This window comes from Pantoea sp. ICBG 828, from assembly GCF_002928355.1.
GTDB lineage: Bacteria > Pseudomonadota > Gammaproteobacteria > Enterobacterales > Enterobacteriaceae > Pantoea > Pantoea dispersa.
The window spans coordinates 117,235-135,315 of record NZ_POWN01000010.1; the positions used below are offsets into that span (position 1 = coordinate 117,235).

General features: G+C 57.5%; 14 protein-coding genes and 1 riboswitch. Of the genes, 10 read left to right on the forward strand and 4 right to left on the reverse strand.

The window, feature by feature from the left end; translation table 11 throughout:
* Positions 1–55: 55 nt before the first annotated feature.
* Together ppc and argE are read right to left on the reverse strand one after the other, a co-directional pair.
* A complete protein-coding gene (ppc, locus tag C1Y43_RS20730; protein WP_031279588.1) occupies positions 56–2,707 on the reverse strand; it encodes a phosphoenolpyruvate carboxylase in 2,652 nt (883 codons plus the stop codon).
* A gap of 249 nt (positions 2,708–2,956) precedes the next feature.
* On the reverse strand, positions 2,957–4,105 hold the full coding sequence (gene argE, locus C1Y43_RS20735; protein ID WP_021506832.1) for an acetylornithine deacetylase: 1,149 nt from the start codon (positions 4,103–4,105) through the stop codon (positions 2,957–2,959).
* 167 nt (positions 4,106–4,272) lie between these two features.
* Between argE and argC the strand changes: the two genes are divergently transcribed.
* The 6 genes from argC to oxyR all read left to right on the forward strand — a co-directional run bounded on the left by argC (position 4,273) and on the right by oxyR (position 10,947).
* Complete coding sequence (argC, locus tag C1Y43_RS20740) at positions 4,273–5,277, forward strand: N-acetyl-gamma-glutamyl-phosphate reductase (protein WP_058781919.1); 1,005 nt, start codon at positions 4,273–4,275, stop codon at positions 5,275–5,277.
* A gap of 18 nt (positions 5,278–5,295) precedes the next feature.
* On the forward strand, positions 5,296–6,072 hold the full coding sequence (gene argB, locus C1Y43_RS20745; protein WP_104189554.1) for an acetylglutamate kinase: 777 nt from the start codon (positions 5,296–5,298) through the stop codon (positions 6,070–6,072).
* Positions 6,073–6,086: 14 nt separating this feature from the next.
* Entirely contained in the window at positions 6,087–7,304 is a 1,218-nt protein-coding gene (locus C1Y43_RS20750) for an argininosuccinate synthase (RefSeq protein WP_104189555.1), read from the forward strand.
* Between the two features lie 74 nt (positions 7,305–7,378).
* The gene (gene argH, locus C1Y43_RS20755) at positions 7,379–8,758 is read left to right on the forward strand and encodes an argininosuccinate lyase (protein ID WP_104189557.1); all 1,380 of its coding nucleotides are present in this window, start codon (positions 7,379–7,381) and stop codon (positions 8,756–8,758) included.
* A gap of 100 nt (positions 8,759–8,858) precedes the next feature.
* Positions 8,859–9,734 (forward strand): Ig-like domain-containing protein, encoded by an 876-nt coding sequence (locus tag C1Y43_RS20760; RefSeq protein WP_104189559.1) that lies wholly within the window; start codon positions 8,859–8,861, stop codon positions 9,732–9,734.
* Between the two features lie 295 nt (positions 9,735–10,029).
* Positions 10,030–10,947 (forward strand): DNA-binding transcriptional regulator OxyR, encoded by a 918-nt coding sequence (oxyR, locus tag C1Y43_RS20765; RefSeq protein WP_021506826.1) that lies wholly within the window; start codon positions 10,030–10,032, stop codon positions 10,945–10,947.
* On the opposite strand, the gene sthA is transcribed toward oxyR, so the two are convergent.
* A complete protein-coding gene (sthA, locus tag C1Y43_RS20770; protein ID WP_021506825.1) occupies positions 10,930–12,330 on the reverse strand; it encodes a Si-specific NAD(P)(+) transhydrogenase in 1,401 nt (466 codons plus the stop codon). The genes oxyR and sthA overlap by 18 nt on opposite strands.
* A 193-nt stretch (positions 12,331–12,523) precedes the next feature.
* On the opposite strand from sthA, the gene fabR reads away from it, so the two are divergent.
* Together fabR and C1Y43_RS20780 are read left to right on the forward strand one after the other, a co-directional pair.
* On the forward strand, positions 12,524–13,168 hold the full coding sequence (fabR, locus tag C1Y43_RS20775; protein ID WP_031279587.1) for an HTH-type transcriptional repressor FabR: 645 nt from the start codon (positions 12,524–12,526) through the stop codon (positions 13,166–13,168).
* Between the two features lie 18 nt (positions 13,169–13,186).
* Positions 13,187–13,543, forward strand: a complete 357-nt coding sequence (locus C1Y43_RS20780; protein ID WP_021506823.1) for a YijD family membrane protein — start codon at positions 13,187–13,189, stop codon at positions 13,541–13,543.
* Between the two features lie 35 nt (positions 13,544–13,578).
* Here C1Y43_RS20780 and trmA read toward each other — a convergent pair whose 3' ends face one another.
* Complete coding sequence (trmA, locus tag C1Y43_RS20785; RefSeq protein ID WP_104189561.1) at positions 13,579–14,682, reverse strand: tRNA (uridine(54)-C5)-methyltransferase TrmA; 1,104 nt, start codon at positions 14,680–14,682, stop codon at positions 13,579–13,581.
* A gap of 112 nt (positions 14,683–14,794) precedes the next feature.
* Positions 14,795–14,976: riboswitch (cobalamin riboswitch) on the forward strand.
* A 68-nt stretch (positions 14,977–15,044) separates the two neighbouring features.
* Here trmA and btuB point away from each other — a divergent pair.
* Both btuB and murI read left to right on the forward strand, forming a co-directional pair.
* A complete protein-coding gene (gene btuB / locus C1Y43_RS20790; protein ID WP_104189563.1) occupies positions 15,045–16,925 on the forward strand; it encodes a TonB-dependent vitamin B12 receptor BtuB in 1,881 nt (626 codons plus the stop codon).
* Positions 16,870–17,721 carry a glutamate racemase gene (murI, locus tag C1Y43_RS20795; protein ID WP_040679621.1) on the forward strand — a complete coding sequence of 284 codons (852 nt, stop codon included), beginning with the start codon at positions 16,870–16,872 and terminating at the stop codon, positions 17,719–17,721. Before btuB ends, murI begins: the two co-directional genes overlap by 56 nt.
* The last annotated feature ends 360 nt before the right edge of the window (positions 17,722–18,081 follow it).

The following is an 18,081-nucleotide window of genomic DNA, read 5'->3' on the forward strand; positions in this document are numbered from 1 at the left end:
AAGGGGGCCTCAGGGCCCCCTTTTTGCTGTGCGAGGCGTGATGCGCCGCCAGCCGTTAGCCGGTGTTACGCATGCCGGCCGCGACGCCAGCGATAGTGACCATCAGCGCCTGTTCTACGCGCGCATCAGGTTCATCGCCGCGCTCTTCCTGCGCACGCGCACGCTGCAGCAGTTCCGCCTGCAGCACGTTGAGCGGATCGGTATAGACGTTACGCAGCGCGATGGATTCGGCGATCCACGGCTGGTCCGCCATCAGATGCGCATCGTTCGCGATGGTCAGCACCGCTTTGATGTCGGCATCAAGCTGATCGCGCAGCTGTTTGCCGAGCGGCCACAGCGATTTATCCACCAGACGCTGATCGTAATACTCCGCCAGCCACAGGTCAGCCTTCGAGAACACCATCTCCAGCATGCCGAGGCGCGTGGCGAAGAACGGCCATTCGCTGCACATGGTTTCCAGCTGATCCTGATGGCCTTCGTCCATCGCTTTCTGCAGCGCCGCGCCGGCACCCAGCCACGCGGGCAGCATCAGGCGGTTCTGCGTCCAGGCGAAGATCCACGGAATGGCGCGCAGCGACTCTACGCCGCCGGTCGGACGCCGTTTCGCCGGGCGCGACCCGAGCGGCAGTTTACCCAGCTCCTGCTCTGGCGTCGCCGAGCGGAAGTAGGGAACGAAATCCGGATTTTCACGCACATAGCCGCGGTACATGGCGCACGAATAGGCCGACAGACCGTTCATGATCTCCTGCCATTCGCGTTTTGGCTCTGGCGGTGGCAGCAGGTTGGCTTCCAGAATCGCCCCGGTGTAAAGCGACAGGCTGGCGATGGTGACTTCCGGCAGGCCATATTTGAAGCGAATCATTTCGCCCTGTTCGGTCACGCGCAGGCCGCCTTTCAGGCTGCCTGGCGGCTGTGACAGCAGGGCTGCATGCGCCGGTGCGCCACCGCGGCCAATCGAACCGCCGCGTCCGTGGAACAGCGTCAGGGTAATGCCGGCTTTATCGCAGGTTTTAATCAGTGCATCCTGGGCCTGATACTGCGCCCAGCTGGCTGCCATCACGCCGGCATCTTTTGCCGAGTCGGAATAGCCAATCATCACCATCTGTTTGCCGTTGATGAAGCCGCGATACCAGTCGATATTCAGCAGCTGGCTCATCACGTCATTGGCGTTGTTGAGGTCGTCGAGGGTTTCAAACAGCGGTGCCACCGGCATTGCGTAAGGGATACCGGCCTCTTTCAGCAGCAGATGCACCGCCAGCACGTCAGACGGCGTTTTGGCCATCGAAATCACATAGGCGGCAATCGAGCCCTGCGGCGCTTCTGCCGCCACTTTGCAGGTATCCAGCACTTCACGCGTGTTGTCGCTGGGCTCCCACTGCCGCGGCAGCAGCGGCCGCTTGGAATTCAGTTCACGGATCAGGAACGCCTGCTTATCGGCTTCCGACCAGCTTTCGTAGTCGCCCAGTCCGAGATAGCGCGTCACTTCGGCAATCGCTTCGGTGTGGCGGGTGCTCTCCTGACGGATATCGATACGCACCAGCGGCACGCCGAAGCACTTCACGCGACGCAGCGTATCCAGCAGCTGGCCGTTGGCGATGATGCCCATGCCGCACTGCTGCAGCGACTGGTAAATAGCAAACAGCGGCTGCCACAGTTGATCGTTAGAGACCAGCAGATCGGCCGGACGCGGCAGGCGCTCGCCCTTCAGGCGGCGCTCCAGGTAGCTCTGGGTGCTCATTAGCTGGCTGCGGATACGCTTCAGAATCACACGATATGGCTCCAGCGCCTCCGCATCGCCACACAGTTCGCGCACTTCGTCGCTGCACTCGGACATTGACAGCTCGGACACCAGCACGCCGATGTCGCGCAGGAACAGGTCGGCGGCTTTCCAGCGGCTTAGCTGCATTACGTGGCGGGTAATCGGTGCGGTGACGTTCGGGTTACCGTCACGGTCGCCGCCCATCCACGAGGTAAATTTGATTGGCACAAAATCCACCGGCAGCTGGATGCCGAAGCTCTCTTCCACCTGCTGGTTCAGCTCGCGCAGAAACGCTGGCACGCCTTCCCACAGGCTGTTCTCCACCACCGCGAAGCCCCATTTGGCTTCATCTACCGGCGTCGGGCGATATTTACGGATCTCATCGGTGTGCCATGCCTGCGCTACCAGCTGACGCAGACGGCGCATAACCTGGTTGCGTTCGTAGTCGGTGATGTCACTGTGGTCGAGCTGCTGCAGACAGCTGTTCACTTCGCCCAGCTTGTGGATCAGCGTGCGGCGGGTAATTTCGGTCGGGTGGGCGGTGAGCACCAGCTCCAGCGACAGCTCCTCAATCGCCTGGCGGATGGCCGGCTCGCTGAGATCGCTCTGCTGCTTCAGGCGCTCGAAGGTCTTTTTCAGCAGCTCCGGATGGTTAGCACCGTCGCCGCTGCGCGAAATGGTTTGATACTGTTCTGCCACGTTGGTGAGGTTAAGGAACTGGCTGAACGCGCGTGCCACCGGCAGCAGCTCGTCGTTAGACAGGTTTTGCAGCGTGGAGAGCAGTTCCTTACGATGAGTGTCATTTCCTGCACGGGATGACTTAGAGAGCTTGCGGATGGTCTCCACCCGATCGAGGATGTTCTCTCCCAGTGCATCCTTTATCGTATCCCCGAGCAGTTTGCCGAGCATACTGACATTACTTCGCATTGCGGAATATTGTTCGTTCATGTGACCCTGACACCCTTATCGTCTTAAATATAAAACCTCTATACCCAACGGGCATAACATCGTCTTTTATCTAGCCACGGTTCTTCCTGTTCGTCAATTGACTTAAATTGCCGGTATCGTGCTGCTAACTATCGGAAATTCATCGAATTTAATTGACAGGAGGTGGGATAAGTTATTCTTATTATCAAATCCCGGATAATGACGGGGCAATTTGCTGATTTCGCAGTGAAATGCCCCATCTTTTAATCATCAATGGCAAAAATGCTGCACAACCTGAGTGATAAGCGCATGAGTCGGCTTAATAAATGCGGTATCAATAAACTCGTCTGGCTGATGCGCCTGATTGATGGATCCAGGCCCTAACACCAGCGTCGGGCACAACTGCTGGATAAACGGCGCTTCGGTGCAGTAATTCACCACTTCTGTCGGCACGCCCAGTAGCTTCTCCACCACTTTGACCAGTTCATGGTCGGCCGGGCATTCGTAGCCGGGAATCGGCGGATGCAGCTCACCGACAGTCAGACGGCCCGGCCAGCGCGCGCTCACCGGCGCCAGCGCTTCATTGAGTAAACCGTCGAGATCGCTCAGCGTCAGTCCCGGCAGCGGACGGATATCCATATGCAGCTCGCAGCAGGCGCAGATGCGGTTCGCCGCGTCGCCGCCGTGGATATGGCCAAAGTTCATGGTCGGATACGGAATGGCGAAGCCGTCGTGGTGATAGCGCTCTTTCAGCGTATTACGCAGCTGCATCAGCTGAGTAATGGATTCATGCATCAGCTCGATAGCGTTCACGCCGCGCGCCGGATCGCTGGAATGACCGGACTGACCCTGAATGCGGATGGCGTGCGACAGGTGGCCTTTGTGGGCGCGCACCGGTTTCAGCGACGTCGGTTCGCCGATGATGGCGCAGTCCGGCCGCAGCTGGGTCGATTCAGAGAAGTATTTCGCGCCGGCCATCGTGGTCTCTTCATCGGCGGTGGCAAGGATGTACAGCGGTTTGCTGAGCTTCGTCACGTCAACGTCACGCAGCGCATCAAGAATAAAGGCAAAGAAGCCTTTCATGTCGGCGGTGCCTAAGCCGTACAGCTTGTTGTCGTGTTCGGTCAGGGTGAAGGGATCGCGCGTCCAGCGGCCGTCGTCGTACGGCACGGTGTCGGTATGGCCCGCCAGCAGCAGGCCACCTGCGCCGCTGCCGCTGCGCGCCAGCAGGTTGAATTTGTGGCGTGTACCCGGCACCGGCTGGACTTCCACGCTGAAGCCGAGATCGCGGAACCAGCCCGCCAGCAAATTGATTAAAGTTTCATTGCTCTGATCCAGCGCGCTGTCGGTGGCGCTGATCGACGGTGTTGCAATCAGCTGGCGGTAGAGTTCGATAAAAGGTGGAATTTTTGTCTTCACTGTTGACGGTCCCTGGGTTAGGATGTATCAATATTAATGCATTAATAGTGAATAAAAATACATTAACGTCGTCTGCATGTGAACTGAAAAAAGCTGCAAACGGCATCGTGGGCAACGGGGCAATGCCGCGACCCGATACGTGTGACTGTAATAAGGTATACAGCCTGATGTTGAATACGCTGATCGTTGGTGCCAGTGGTTATGCTGGCGTAGAGCTTGCCACCTACCTGAATCGCCACCCGCATATGAACATAACCGCTTTGGCGGTTTCAGCGCAAAGCCCGGATGCCGGAAAGTTACTCTCCGATCTCCATCCGCAGCTGAAAGGCAGGGTCGATTTGCCATTGCAGCCGCTGGGTGATGCCGCAGAGTGGGCCGGCAAGGTCGATGTGGTGTTCCTCGCCACCGCACACGAAGTCAGCCACGATCTGGCCCCGGAATTCCTGAAAGCCGGCTGCGTGGTGTTCGACCTCTCAGGTGCGTTCCGCGTTAACGACGACGGCTTTTATCAACAGTATTACGGTTTCAGCCATCAGCACCAGGCGTGGCTCGACAAAGCCGTTTACGGCCTGGCCGAATGGAACCACGAGCAGATTAAAGACGCGCAGCTGGTGGCGGTGCCGGGTTGCTATCCGACCGCCGCGCAGCTGGCGCTTAAGCCGCTGATTAAGGCTGGCCTGCTTAATCCGGCTCAGTGGCCGGTCATCAATGCCACCAGTGGCGTCAGCGGTGCCGGGCGTAAAGCCAGCGTCACCACCAGCTTCTGTGAAGTCAGCCTGCAGCCGTACGGCCTTTTCAATCACCGTCACCATCCGGAGATTGTGGCCCATCTCGGCACGCCGGTGATCTTCACGCCGCATCTCGGTAATTTCCCGCGCGGCATTCTGGAAACCATCACCTGTCGTCTGAACGCCGGCGTGAGCCAGCAGGATGTGGCGGCGGCGTTCCACAGCGCTTACCACGACAAACCGCTGGTGCGGCTGTACGACAAAGGCGTACCGGCGCTGAAAGGGGTGGTTGGCCTGCCGTTCTGCGATATCGGCTTTGCCGTGCAGGGCGAGCACCTGATTGTTGTCGCAGCGGAAGACAACCTGCTGAAAGGCGCCTCCTCACAGGCGGTGCAGTGTCTCAATATTCGTTTCGGCTTCCCCGAAACGCTGTCTCTGATTTAACGGACGGATAACCTGACCATGAGCAATCCTCTGATCATTAAGCTGGGCGGTGTACTGCTGGATAGCGAAGAAGCGCTGGCGCGTCTGTTTGATGCCCTGCTGGCGTACCGCACGCAGCACCAGCGTCCGCTGATCATTGTCCACGGCGGCGGCTGCCTGGTGGACGAGCTGATGAAGAAACTGGCGCTGCCGGTGAAAAAGAAGAACGGTTTGCGCGTGACGCCAGCCGATCAGATCGACATTATTACCGGTGCGCTGGCCGGCACCGCCAACAAAACGCTGCTGGCATGGGCGAAGAAGTACGGCATTGGCGCAGTGGGTTTATGCCTCGGCGATGCCGGCCTGGTGAACGTGGCACAGTTCGATGAGGAACTGGGGCATGTCGGCAACGCCACGCCGGGCAATCCGCAGCTGATCAATACGCTGCTGGATGCAGGCTATATGCCGGTGATCAGCTCGATTGGCATCACCGACGGCGGCGAACTGATGAACGTCAACGCCGACCAGGCCGCGACCGCGCTGGCGGCGACCATCGGTGCCGATCTGGTGCTGCTGTCGGACGTCAGCGGTATTCTCGACGGCAAAGGTCAGCGCATCGCCGAGATGACCGCAGCCAAAGCCGAGCAGCTGATCGCCCAGGGCATTATTACCGATGGCATGATTGTGAAAGTGCATGCGGCGCTCGATGCGGCGCGTACGCTGGGCCGCCCGGTGGATATTGCCAGCTGGCGTCATGCTGAACAGCTGCCAACCCTTTTCAACGGCGTGTCGATTGGCACCCGGATTCTCGCATAATCAAGGATTACGACATGAGCACGCAAAACATCAAAAAAATCGTTCTGGCTTACTCGGGCGGTCTGGATACCTCGGCCATCATTCCCTGGCTGAAAGAGAACTACGGTGGTTGTGAAGTGGTGGCGTTCGTGGCCAACATTGGTCAGGATCCGGCCGATCTGGAAGGCGTAGAGAAGAAAGCGCTGCAGTCGGGCGCGTCTGAGTGCCACGTGGTCGATCTGCGTGAAGAGTTTATCAGCGAATACGTTTACCCGGTGCTGCAGACCGGTGCGCTGTACGAAGGCACCTATCTGCTGGGCACCTCAATGGCGCGTCCTATCATCGCCAAAGCGCAGGTTGAACTGGCGCTGAAAGTGGGCGCAGACGCGCTGTGCCACGGCGCAACCGGTAAAGGCAACGATCAGGTGCGTTTCGAAACCACCTATACCGCGCTGGCACCGCAGCTTAAAGTGGTGGCGCCATGGCGTGAGTGGAACCTGCGTTCGCGTGAAGCGCTGCTGGATTACCTGAAAGAGCGCAATATCCCGACCACCGCGTCGCTGGAAAAAATCTACAGCCGTGATGAGAACGCCTGGCACATCTCGACCGAAGGTGGCGTGCTGGAGAGTCCGTGGAACGCGCCAAACAAAGATTGCTGGGTGTGGACCGTCGATCCGCTGGAAGCGCCGGATCAGCCAGAAAACGTCACCGTTAGCGTGGAGAAAGGCCGGGTGGTCGCGGTAAACGGCGAGAAGCTGAGCCCGTTCCAGTGCCTGGAAAAACTCAACGTGCTGGGTGCGAAACACGGCGTGGGCCGGATTGATATCGTGGAAAACCGTCTGGTGGGCATCAAATCACGCGGCTGCTATGAAACGCCTGGCGGCACCATCATGGTCAACGCGCTGCGTGCGGTAGAGCAGCTGGTACTGGATCGCGACATCTTCAAATGGCGTGAACAGCTGGGTCAGGAGATGTCTTACGTGGTGTATGACGGCCGCTGGTTCGCACCGCTGCGTCAGTCAATCCAGGCCGCTGCCGCATCGCTGGCAGAGCTGGTGAACGGTGAAGTGGTACTGCAGCTGTATAAAGGCCAGGCCACGGCGATCCAGAAAAAATCGGCGAACAGCCTGTACTCAGAAGAGTTTGCCACCTTCGGCGAAGACGAAGTGTACGATCACCGTCACGCGGGCGGCTTTATCCGTCTGTTCTCGCTCTCTTCACGCATTCGCGCGCTGAACGAGCAGAAGAAGTAACACCGCGGCAGGCGACATATTTTGCAGGGGCGGCTTCGGGCCGCCCTTTGTTTAACAGATTCAGGAGCAAACAGATGGCACTTTGGGGCGGACGTTTTTCGCAGGCGGCAGATCAACGGTTTAAACAGTTCAACGACTCACTGCGGTTTGACTACCGCCTGGCGGAGCAGGACATCATCGGTTCGGTGGCCTGGTCAAAAGCGCTGGTCACGGTAAACGTGCTGAGCAGTGAAGAGCAGCAGCAGCTGGAAGCCGCGCTGAATACGCTGCTGGAAGAGGTTCGCGCCAATCCGCAGCAGATTCTGCAGAGCGATGCCGAGGATATTCACAGCTGGGTGGAAGGCAAGCTGATCGACAAAGTCGGCGCGCTGGGCAAAAAGCTGCACACCGGGCGCAGCCGTAACGACCAGGTGGCGACCGATCTCAAACTGTGGTGTAAAACGCAGGTGGCACTGCTGCTGGAAGCCACGCGCGAGCTGCAGTCAGCGCTGGTAGCCACGGCTGAAGCCAATCAGGATGCCGTGATGCCGGGCTACACCCACCTGCAGCGGGCGCAGCCGGTGACGTTTGCCCACTGGTGTCTGGCCTACGTTGAGATGCTGGCGCGCGACGAGAGCCGTCTGCAGGATACGCTGAAGCGGCTGGATGTCAGCCCGCTGGGCTGCGGTGCGCTGGCCGGTACTGCTTATGAGATCGACCGTGAGCAGCTGGCCGGCTGGCTCGGCTTCGCCTCTGCCACGCGTAACAGCCTGGATACCGTGTCAGACCGCGATCACGTGCTGGAGCTGCTGTCTGATGCCTCGATTGGCATGGTGCACCTGTCGCGCTTCGCTGAAGACATGATCTTCTTCAACACCGGTGAAGCCGGCTTTATTGAGCTGTCCGATAAAGTGACGTCAGGCTCATCGCTGATGCCGCAGAAGAAAAATCCGGACGCGCTGGAGCTGATCCGCGGCAAGTGCGGTCGTGTGCAGGGCGCACTGACCGGCATGATGATGACGCTGAAAGGGCTGCCGCTGGCGTATAACAAAGATATGCAGGAAGACAAAGAAGGGCTGTTCGATGCGCTCGATACCTGGCTTGACTGCCTGCATATGTCAGCGCTGGTGCTGGATGGCATTCAGGTGAAGCGTCCGCGCTGTCAGGAAGCCGCCGAGCAGGGTTACGCTAACTCGACCGAACTGGCCGATTATCTGGTAGCCAAAGGCGTGCCGTTCCGCGAAGCGCACCACATTGTCGGCGAAACCGTGGTGGAAGCGATCAAACAAGGCGTCGCGCTGGAAGCATTAAGTCTGGCGCAGTTTAAGCAGTTTAGTGCGGCGATCGGGGAAGATGTTTATCCGGTGCTGTCGCTGCAGTCTTGTCTCGATAAGCGTAACGCGCGCGGCGGCGTGGCACCACAGCAGGTGGCGCTGGCGATCGGCGAAGCGAAGCAGCGCTTAAACCTGGCGTAATGCGCGCCAGGAAATTTCTTTCGCAAAAAAGAGACAATTCTTGATCGGCCTGGCGTGAAGAGTTCTTAAAGTGTGCTCGCAGTTAATTTGGAGAACATAAATGAGCACTTCACGCTTTGGCTACCCTTTCTTTCCTCTGGAGCCGGCCGTTGAAAACCAGGTTCCTGTCACCTTCGATTCCGCCTCGGTGAATGACGGCGGTTTTATTGTCGATGGCGAAATCACCCGCGATACGCGCCCTGCGCTGAACGGCTATGCCGGCCGTGGCGTCACGCTTGAGTGTTACCATCACGGCGAGTTAGTGGGCAGTACGCTCAGCGATGCTCAGACCGGCTACTTCAGTTTTACGCTGCCTGCCGCGCTGGCGGGCGGGAGTCATCAGTTCGTGGCACAGGTGGCGGCAATGCCGCAGAGCGCCAGCGCGCCTTTCACGCTGATTGTCGAAGACGCCGGTTTTGTGCCGGTCACGCTAACCGCGATGCACAGCGGCACGCAGTTTATCTGGCCGGAAGAGAGCACCACGCAAACCCAGCCGACCTTTTCCGGTAAAGGCCAGCCCGGCAGCCGGGTTGAGCTGTTTGATAACGATGAGCCGCTCGGCAGCGCGCTGGTCGATAGCGATCACAAATGGACCTTTACGCCGTCTCATGCGCTGGCCGCTGGCGAGCATCAGATCGTGGTGACATGCGGCGCAGGGAATGTCAGTGCGCCGGTCAGCCTGATCGTCGCGGATGATATTACGGGAGATGTGGCCCGGCCGGAGGCACTCAGTGGCCTGCATCTGCACGACCTGCTGGCCAGCGTGCCGGTTAACCTGTTCCAGGACGCGGAGCTTAACCCGGACACGCAGCAGTATGAGCTGGTGCTGAATAATGACGATCTGCAGCAGGAGCTGACGCAGTCCGGTATCGTTGGCCACTCCCTGGTGCTGACGGAGCAGGATTTGCAGCAGTTGCTGGGTGATGTGCCACAGTGATGCAGAGGCAAAAAAAAAGCGGGCTTTAAGTAGCCCGCCAACCTCTAGCTTCGGAATTACATATAGTTATAGGCACATCATCAAAGGGCTGGCACTCCCGGCCAACTCAGTGATTTCGTGAGCAGGTTGCAGGTGCTGCTCCAGATTGTTGTTGTTGCGTGTGTGCGTTAGCCGCTTTAACAATCTGTGGTCTTAATCAGATGGCCGGTATTATTCCTGTTCACCGCTTGATAGGGCTAATCGTTCATTGCTATTCTATCTATCGCCACGGGCTATCGTGGTTTGGAGGCTATCAATGAACATTCGTGATCTGGAATATCTGGTTTCGCTGGCGGAACATCGCCACTTTCGTCGTGCCGCTGATGCCTGTCATGTCAGCCAGCCGACCCTGAGCGGGCAGATTCGCAAGCTGGAAGATGAACTGGGTGTGATGCTGCTGGAACGGACCAGCCGTAAGGTGCTGTTTACTCAGGCTGGACTGCTGCTGGTGGATCAGGCGCGAACCGTGCTGCGTGAAGTGAAGGTACTGAAGGAGATGGCCAGCCAGCAGGGCGAAACCATGTCCGGGCCGCTGCACATTGGTCTGATTCCGACCACCGGTCCCTATCTGCTGCCGCATATTATTCCGATGCTGCATCAGACCTTCCCGAAACTCGAGATGTATCTGCACGAGGCGCAAACGCAGCAGCTGCTGGCGCAGCTCGACAGCGGTAAGCTCGACTGCGCGATTCTGGCGCTGGTAAAAGAGAGCGAAGCTTTTATTGAAGTGCCGCTGTTTGATGAGCCGATGAAGCTGGCGATCTACCAGGATCACCCGTGGCACGATCGCGATCGCGTGCCGATGTCGGATCTGGCCGGTGAGAAACTGCTGATGCTGGAAGATGGTCACTGTCTGCGCGATCAGGCGATGGGCTTCTGCTTCGAAGCCGGCGCTGATGAAGATACCCATTTTCGCGCGACCAGCCTGGAAACGCTGCGCAACATGGTAGCAGCCGGCAGCGGTATCACTTTGCTGCCGTCGCTGGCGGTACCGAATGAGCGCGTGCGTGATGGCGTGTGCTATCTGCCGTGTTACAAACCGGTGCCGCAGCGCACCATCGCGCTGGTGTATCGTCCGGGATCGCCTCTGCGCAGCCGCTATGAGCAGCTGGCAGAAGCAATTAAAACCCACATGCAGGGTTACCTGGACCGTTCGTTAAAACAGGCGGTTTAAGCCGTTTAACGCCGCCACGCGGTAGGCTTCGGCCATGGTGGGGTAGTTGAAGGTAGTGTTCACGAAATACTCAATCGTGTTACCGCCGTTCTTCTGCTCCATGATGGCCTGGCCGATGTGAATGATCTCCGCCGCACGCTCGCCAAAGCAGTGAATACCCAGAATCTCTTTGGTTTCGCGGTGGAACAGGATCTTCAGGCTGCCGACGTGCATGCCGACAATCTGCGCGCGCGCCAGATGCTTAAACTGTGCACGGCCCACTTCATACGGCACTTTCATCGCCGTCAGCTGCTGTTCGGTTTTGCCGACGGAGCTGATTTCCGGAATGGTGTAAATCCCGGTCGGGATATCTTCAATCAGGTGCGCGGTGGCTTCCCCTTTGATTATCGCCTGCGCAGCAATGCGGCCCTGATCGTAAGCGGCAGAGGCCAGGCTCGGGTAGCCAATCACGTCGCCCACCGCATAGATATGCGGCTGTGCGGTCTGATACATACTGTTCACTTTCAGCAGTCCACGGCCATCGGCTTCCAGCCCGACGTTTTCCAGCGCCAGTGAATCGGTATTACCGGTACGGCCGTTAGCGTACAGCAGGCAATCGGCTTTGACCTTTTTGCCGGACTTGAGGTGCATGATGACGCCATCGCTGACACCTTCAATCTTCTCAAACTCTTCGTTGTGACGAATCACCACGCCGCTGTTCCAGAAGTGATAAGAGAGCGAATCAGACATCTCCTGATCGAGGAACGCCAGCAGGCGATCGCGGGTGTTGATCAGGTCAACCTTGACGTTAAGACCGCGGAAAATCGACGCGTATTCACAGCCAATCACGCCCGCACCATAAATGATGACGTGGCCGGGTTCATGATGCAGGTTGAGGATGGAGTCGGAGTCGTAAATGCGCGGATGGGTAAAATCGACGTCCGCCGGGTGATACGGGCGGGAACCACAGGCGATGACAAACTTCTCTGCGGTTAAGCGCTCGCGCGTGCCGTCTGGCTGTTCCACTTCGATGGTGTTGGCATCAACAAAATGGGCGTCGCCCTGATAAAGCTCACAGCGGTTACGCTCGTAAAAGCCCTGACGCATGGCAGTCTGCTGGCTGATGACGTTCTCAGTGTGATTCAGAATGTCGGCGAACGAGGAGCGCAGGAGTCGGGTGTGATCGCTATAAAGAGGGTTTTGATTGAACTCGATGATACGGCTGACAGCGTGACGCAGAGCTTTGGAAGGGATGGTTCCCCAGTGAGTACAACCGCCGCCGATGTTGTGGTAGCGTTCGATCACTGCAATGCGCGCTCCCTGCTTCACCAGCCCCATCGCCGCACCTTCGCCGCCCGGACCGGAGCCAATCACAATGGCATCGTAATCGTAAGACTTTTGCATACCAGTACGTCCTATGTTTCTATACATTTTTACAACGAGATTCTAACATCTCGCCGCGCACATCTGAATTCTAACAGCGTAAATTGGCAAAGTTTGACAATCAGTGAGGTTAACAGGCGGTCACAAACTTTGCGCCGCTGTACGCTGAAAAGTTTGTTATAGTGCCTGCCTGATTACTCACAAGGCCGGGAAAATGGGCGTTCGAGCGCAACAAAAAGAACGTACACGACGTTCACTGATTGAAGCGGCATTCAGTCAGTTAAGTGCAGAAAGGAGTTTTGCCAGCCTGAGTTTACGCGAAGTGGCACGCGAAGCCGGCATTGCACCGACCTCGTTTTACCGTCACTTTCGCGATGTGGATGAGCTCGGCCTGACGATGGTCGATGAAAGTGGCCTGATGCTGCGCCAGCTGATGCGCCAGGCGCGCCAGCGCATTGCCAAAGGCGGCAGCATCATTAAAACCTCGGTCGCCACGTTTATGGAGTTCATCGGGAACAATCCCAACGCTTTTCGTCTCTTACTACGCGAGCGCTCCGGCACGTCAGCGGCCTTCCGTGCGGCGGTGGCGCGGGAGATTCAGCACTTTATTGCTGAACTGGCCGACTACCTTGAGCTGGAAAACCGCATGCCGCGCAGCTTTACCGAAGCGCAGGCGGAAGCGATGGTGACGATTGTGTTCAGTGCCGGCGCGGAAGCGCTGGATGTGGATATCGAACAGCGGCGCAAACTGGAAGAGCGTCTGGTGCTGCAGCTGCGAATGATCGCCAAAGGCGCGTATTACTGGTATCGCCGGGAGCAAGAGCGCCTGGCGGTTACCCTGGAAACCCCCGAAGAGTAATGTGATAAGGATAATGAAATGATTGAGCAAAACCCTCGCGATAAAGGAACGCTGTTACTGGCTTTTATCACCGGTTTAGCTATCAACGGCTCCTTTTCGGTGCTGTTCAGCACCTTTGTTCCCTTTTCGATTTTCCCGCTGATCGCCCTTGGCCTTGCCGCGTGGTGTCTGCATCAGCGCTATCTCAACCGCAATATGCCGGACGGCATGCCTTCGCTGGCGGCGGCATTTTTTCTGCTGGGGATCCTGGTGTACAGCGCGCTGGTGCGTGCCGAATATCCGGATATCGGGTCTAACTTCATCCCGACCATTCTGATGGTGGCGCTGGTGTTCTGGATCGCCATGCGCTTCCGCCGCAGCAAGAACAAGCACTGAAAACAATCACGGGAACCGCAGGGTTCCCGTTTTTTTTAGGCTTTTTGCGTCAGTAACACACCGCATTCCATATGGTGGGTGTAAGGGAACTGGTCAAACAGCGCCAGCCGCGTGATGTTATGCGTGGCACTCAGTACGCTGAGGTTGTCGCACAGCGTCTGCGGATTACAGGAAATATAGAGAATACGCGGATAGGCCTGTACCATCTTCACCGTCTCGTCATCCAGCCCGCTGCGCGGCGGATCGACAAAGATGGTCTCGCACTGATAGCTATTGAGATCGATGCCTTCCAGACGGTTAAAGCTGCGCACGCCGTTCATCGCCTGGGTAAACTCTTCGGCTGCCATACGAATAATTTGCACGTTGTCGATGTGGTTGGCCGCGATGTTGTACTGCGCCGAAGCCACCGACGGTTTGGCGATTTCCGTCGCCAGTACGCGACGGAAGTTACGCGCCAGCGCCAGCGAAAAGTTGCCATTACCACAGTACAGCTCCAGCAGATCGCCGCGCGAATCTTGCGTCACGTCCAGCGCCCACTCCAGCATCTGAATATTCATCGCCGCATTCGGCTGGGTGAAGCTGTTCTCCACCTGACGATAGATCATCTCCTGGCCGGCTACCGGCAGGCGCTCATCGACGTAATCGCGATCGAGGCAGATTTTGGTTTTCGTGGCACGGCCAATCAGCTGCACATCAAACCCTTCTGCACGCAGACTATCGCGCAGCGCAGTCGCGGCTTCGGTCCAGTCGGCTTCCAGCTTGCGGTGATACAGCAGTGAAATCACGATCTGGTTGCTGAGGGTGGAGAGATAATCGATCTGGAACAGTTTGAAACGCAGCGCGCGATTATCGCGGATCGCGGCGATCAACTTTGGCATCAGCGTGTTGATTAACTGGCTGGCCGCCGGAAACTGATCGACGCGGATACGCTGTTTGGTCTCTTGATCGAAGATGATGTGATAAAGATCGTCACCGTCGTGCCAGATGCGGAATTCGGCGCGCATACGGTAGTGGCTGACCGGCGAGCGGAACACCTCCACGTCGGGCGCTGCGTAGGGGGCCATCATCGCCTGTAAGCGGCTGACTTTTTCCGCCAGTTGCGCGTCGTATTGTTCAATCGGGAGCTGTTCGGGTGTCATCTTCAATCCTGGTGTTAAGCCTGCCTGCCGGGCGATTGTAGGCATTCACCTGCTGATGTCCAGTCCCGGACAGTGCAGGAAGGCTGGCTGTCTGGATTTCCGGCCTTCTTAAACGTAGACTGCGGCTGCCGGCCTCCTTGAGTTAAAAGGGAATCCAGTGTGAATCTGGAGCTGACGCGCAGCGGTAAAAGAATGTCGTGGTGATCGCAATCGCAGACACTGTCCTCGCGGATGGGAAGTCTTCACCACTTATGATTCCCAGCCCGAAGACCTGCCGGTGTGACGTCGCAACTTCTGAGATCATCGCGTGCTATCGATCCCGGACCTGCGGCATCCTGCTTCGTCTTTTGGATGCTATAACAATGAAAACAACACACGCTTCGCTGTTTGCCTTTAGTGCAACGGCGTTGTCGCTCTGGGCGCAATCTGGCTACGCGCAGCAGAATGATGATACGCAAATCGTTACCGCCAACCGGTTTTTGCAGCCGGTTTCCTCCGTTCTCGCGCCGACGACAGTCGTGACCCGCGACGATATCGATCGCTGGCAGGCTAAAAGCCTGACGGACGTCATGCGTCGCCTGCCTGGCGTGGACATCGCGCAGAACGGTGGCCTCGGCCAGTTGAGCTCGCTGTTTGTGCGCGGCACCAACTCCAGCCACGTACTTATACTCATCGACGGTATCCGGCTAAACCAGGCGGGTGTGTCCGGATCGTCTGATTTAAGCCAGATTCCGCTTTCTCTGGTCCAGCGCATCGAATATGTGCGCGGTGCGCGCTCGGCGGTGTATGGTTCCGATGCGATTGGCGGCGTGGTGAACATCATCACCGGTCGTGATAAGCCGGGCACGACGCTGAGCGCGGGCGTGGGCTCGAAAGGCTATCAAAACTATGAAGGTTCTACCCAGCAGCAGCTGGGCGCAGCCACGACGCTGACAATGGCGGGCAACTACACCTATACGCGCGGCTATGATGTGGTGGCAAACCTGCCGGATGTGTATGGCGATCCGGCGCAGAAAGATCGCGATGGCTTCATGAACAAGACGCTATATGGCGCGCTGGAGCACCAGTTCAGTGACGGGCTGAGCGGCTTTGTCCGCGGCTACGGTTTTGACAACCGTACGGCCTACGACGGCACCTACAGTTACGATAACAGTTTCAACATCAATGGATTAAACGACACCCGTCAGCTCTACAGCCAGACCTGGGACAGCGGCCTGCGTTACAGCAACGACATTTATTCGACGCAGCTGATCGCCAGCTACAGCCGCAGCAAAGATTATAACTATGATCCGCGTACAGGCCGCTACGGCCCGTCGACCACGCTGGATGACAGCAAGCAGTACAATGTGCAGTGGGGCAATACGTTGCAGGTGGCGCAGGGCAGCGTAAGCGCGGGCGTGGACTGGCAGAAACAGACCACGGAACCCGGCACCGCTTACGTGGCTGACAGTACTGAGCTGCGTAACACCGGCATTTATGCCACCACCCAGCAGCAGCTGGGCAGCGTAACGCTGGAAGGCGCGGTACGCGGTGACGACAACAGCCAGTTTGGCTGGCACGGCACCTGGCAGGGCGGGGCGTCGTGGGCGTTTGTTGATGGCTATAGCGTGTTTGCCAATTACGCGACGGCATATAAAGCGCCGCGTCTCGGCCAGTTGTATGGCTCATATGGCAACAGCGACCTGAAGCCGGAAGAGAGTAAACAGTGGGAAGCGGGCTTCTCTGGCCTGACCGGGCCGCTAAACTGGCGCGTATCCGGTTATCGTAACGATATCGATAATCTGATTGATAGCGATCCCACCACCTATATCTATTACAACATCGATAAAGCGCGCATTAAGGGCGTAGAAGCCACGGCGTCGTTCGATACCGGTCCGCTTAGCCATCAGATTTCTTACGACTATGTCGATGCGCGCGATGCTGAAACCGATCAACCGCTGGTGCGCCGTGCGAAGCAGCAGGTGAAATACCAGCTCGACTGGACGATTTATGAGTTTGACTGGTCACTGACCTATCATTATCTCGGCGATCGCTATGATACGGATTACAACCACGCCTTTACCCCGCAGCGCGTCAAACTGGGCGGTGTAAGTTTATGGGATCTGGCAGTTTCGTATCCGGTCACATCACAGCTCACCGTTCGTGGTAGAATTGCCAACCTGTTCGATAAAGACTACGAGACAGTGTATGGCTATCAAACTCCAGGAACGGAGTACTATCTCAGCGCCAGCTACAGCTTCTGATCTGCGCCCCACCGTGCTGGTGTTTGACTCCGGCGTCGGTGGGCTCTCCGTCTATGATGAGGTCCGGCAACTGCTGCCGGGCCTGCACTATCTCTATGCCTTCGATAATGCCGGCTTCCCTTACGGTGAAAAAAGCGAAGAGTACATTGTTGAGCGGGTCGTGGCGGTGGTGGAGGCTATCGTGCAGCGCGTGCCGCTGGCGTTAGTGGTCATCGCCTGTAACTCCGCCAGTACTGTATCGCTGCCAGCATTGCGTCAGCGCTTTGAGTTCCCGGTTGTCGGCGTCGTGCCTGCGATTAAACCGGCGGCCCGTCTGACGCGTAACGGCGTGGTCGGCCTGCTGGCCACGCGTGGCACGGTGAAACGGCCTTACACCCATGAGCTGGTGGCGCAGTTTGCGCGCGAATGTAAAATCGAAATGCTGGGCTCGGCGGAACTGGTCGAACTGGCGGAAGCCAAACTGCACGGAGAAACGGTGTCGCTGGACGATGTGCGTCGCGCAGTACAACCGTGGCTGCGTATGAAAGAACCGCCGGATACCGTGGTGCTGGGTTGTACCCATTTCCCGCTGTTACGTGAAGAGCTGCAGCAGGTGTTGCCTGACGGCACCCGGCTGGTGGATTCGGGCGCAGCCATTGCACGGCGCACCGCCTGGTTGTTAGAGCACGAAGCGCCTCAGGCGCGTTCCAGCGGACAGAATGTGGCATTTTGTACGCGTATGGATGACGAAGTGGTGCAATTATCACCGGTTTTGCAGCGTTATGGCTTCCCGCTGCTGGAAAAACTGGCGATTTGACGGGCTTTCGCCGAAAAAAACAGCACTCGAAAATTAATTTGCATTTAGCCCTTGTCAGCCCGAAAGAACTCCCTATAATGCGCCTCCACTGACACGGCACAACGGCTTACGAAGCGCCCTGTTAGTGAGGTGGCCCTTAACGGCAACCTTCAGAAAAGCAAAAATAAATGCTTGACTGAGAAAGCGGAAAGCGTAATATACGCATCCCGCGCCGCTTGAGAAATCGCGGCACTGCTCTTTAACAATTTATCAGACAATCTGTGTGGGCACTCGCAGGATTGATATCACAAGCCTACGGGCTTTAAAAAATATCAAGTCTTTGCTGAGTGAACACGTAATTCATTACGAAGTTTAATTCAC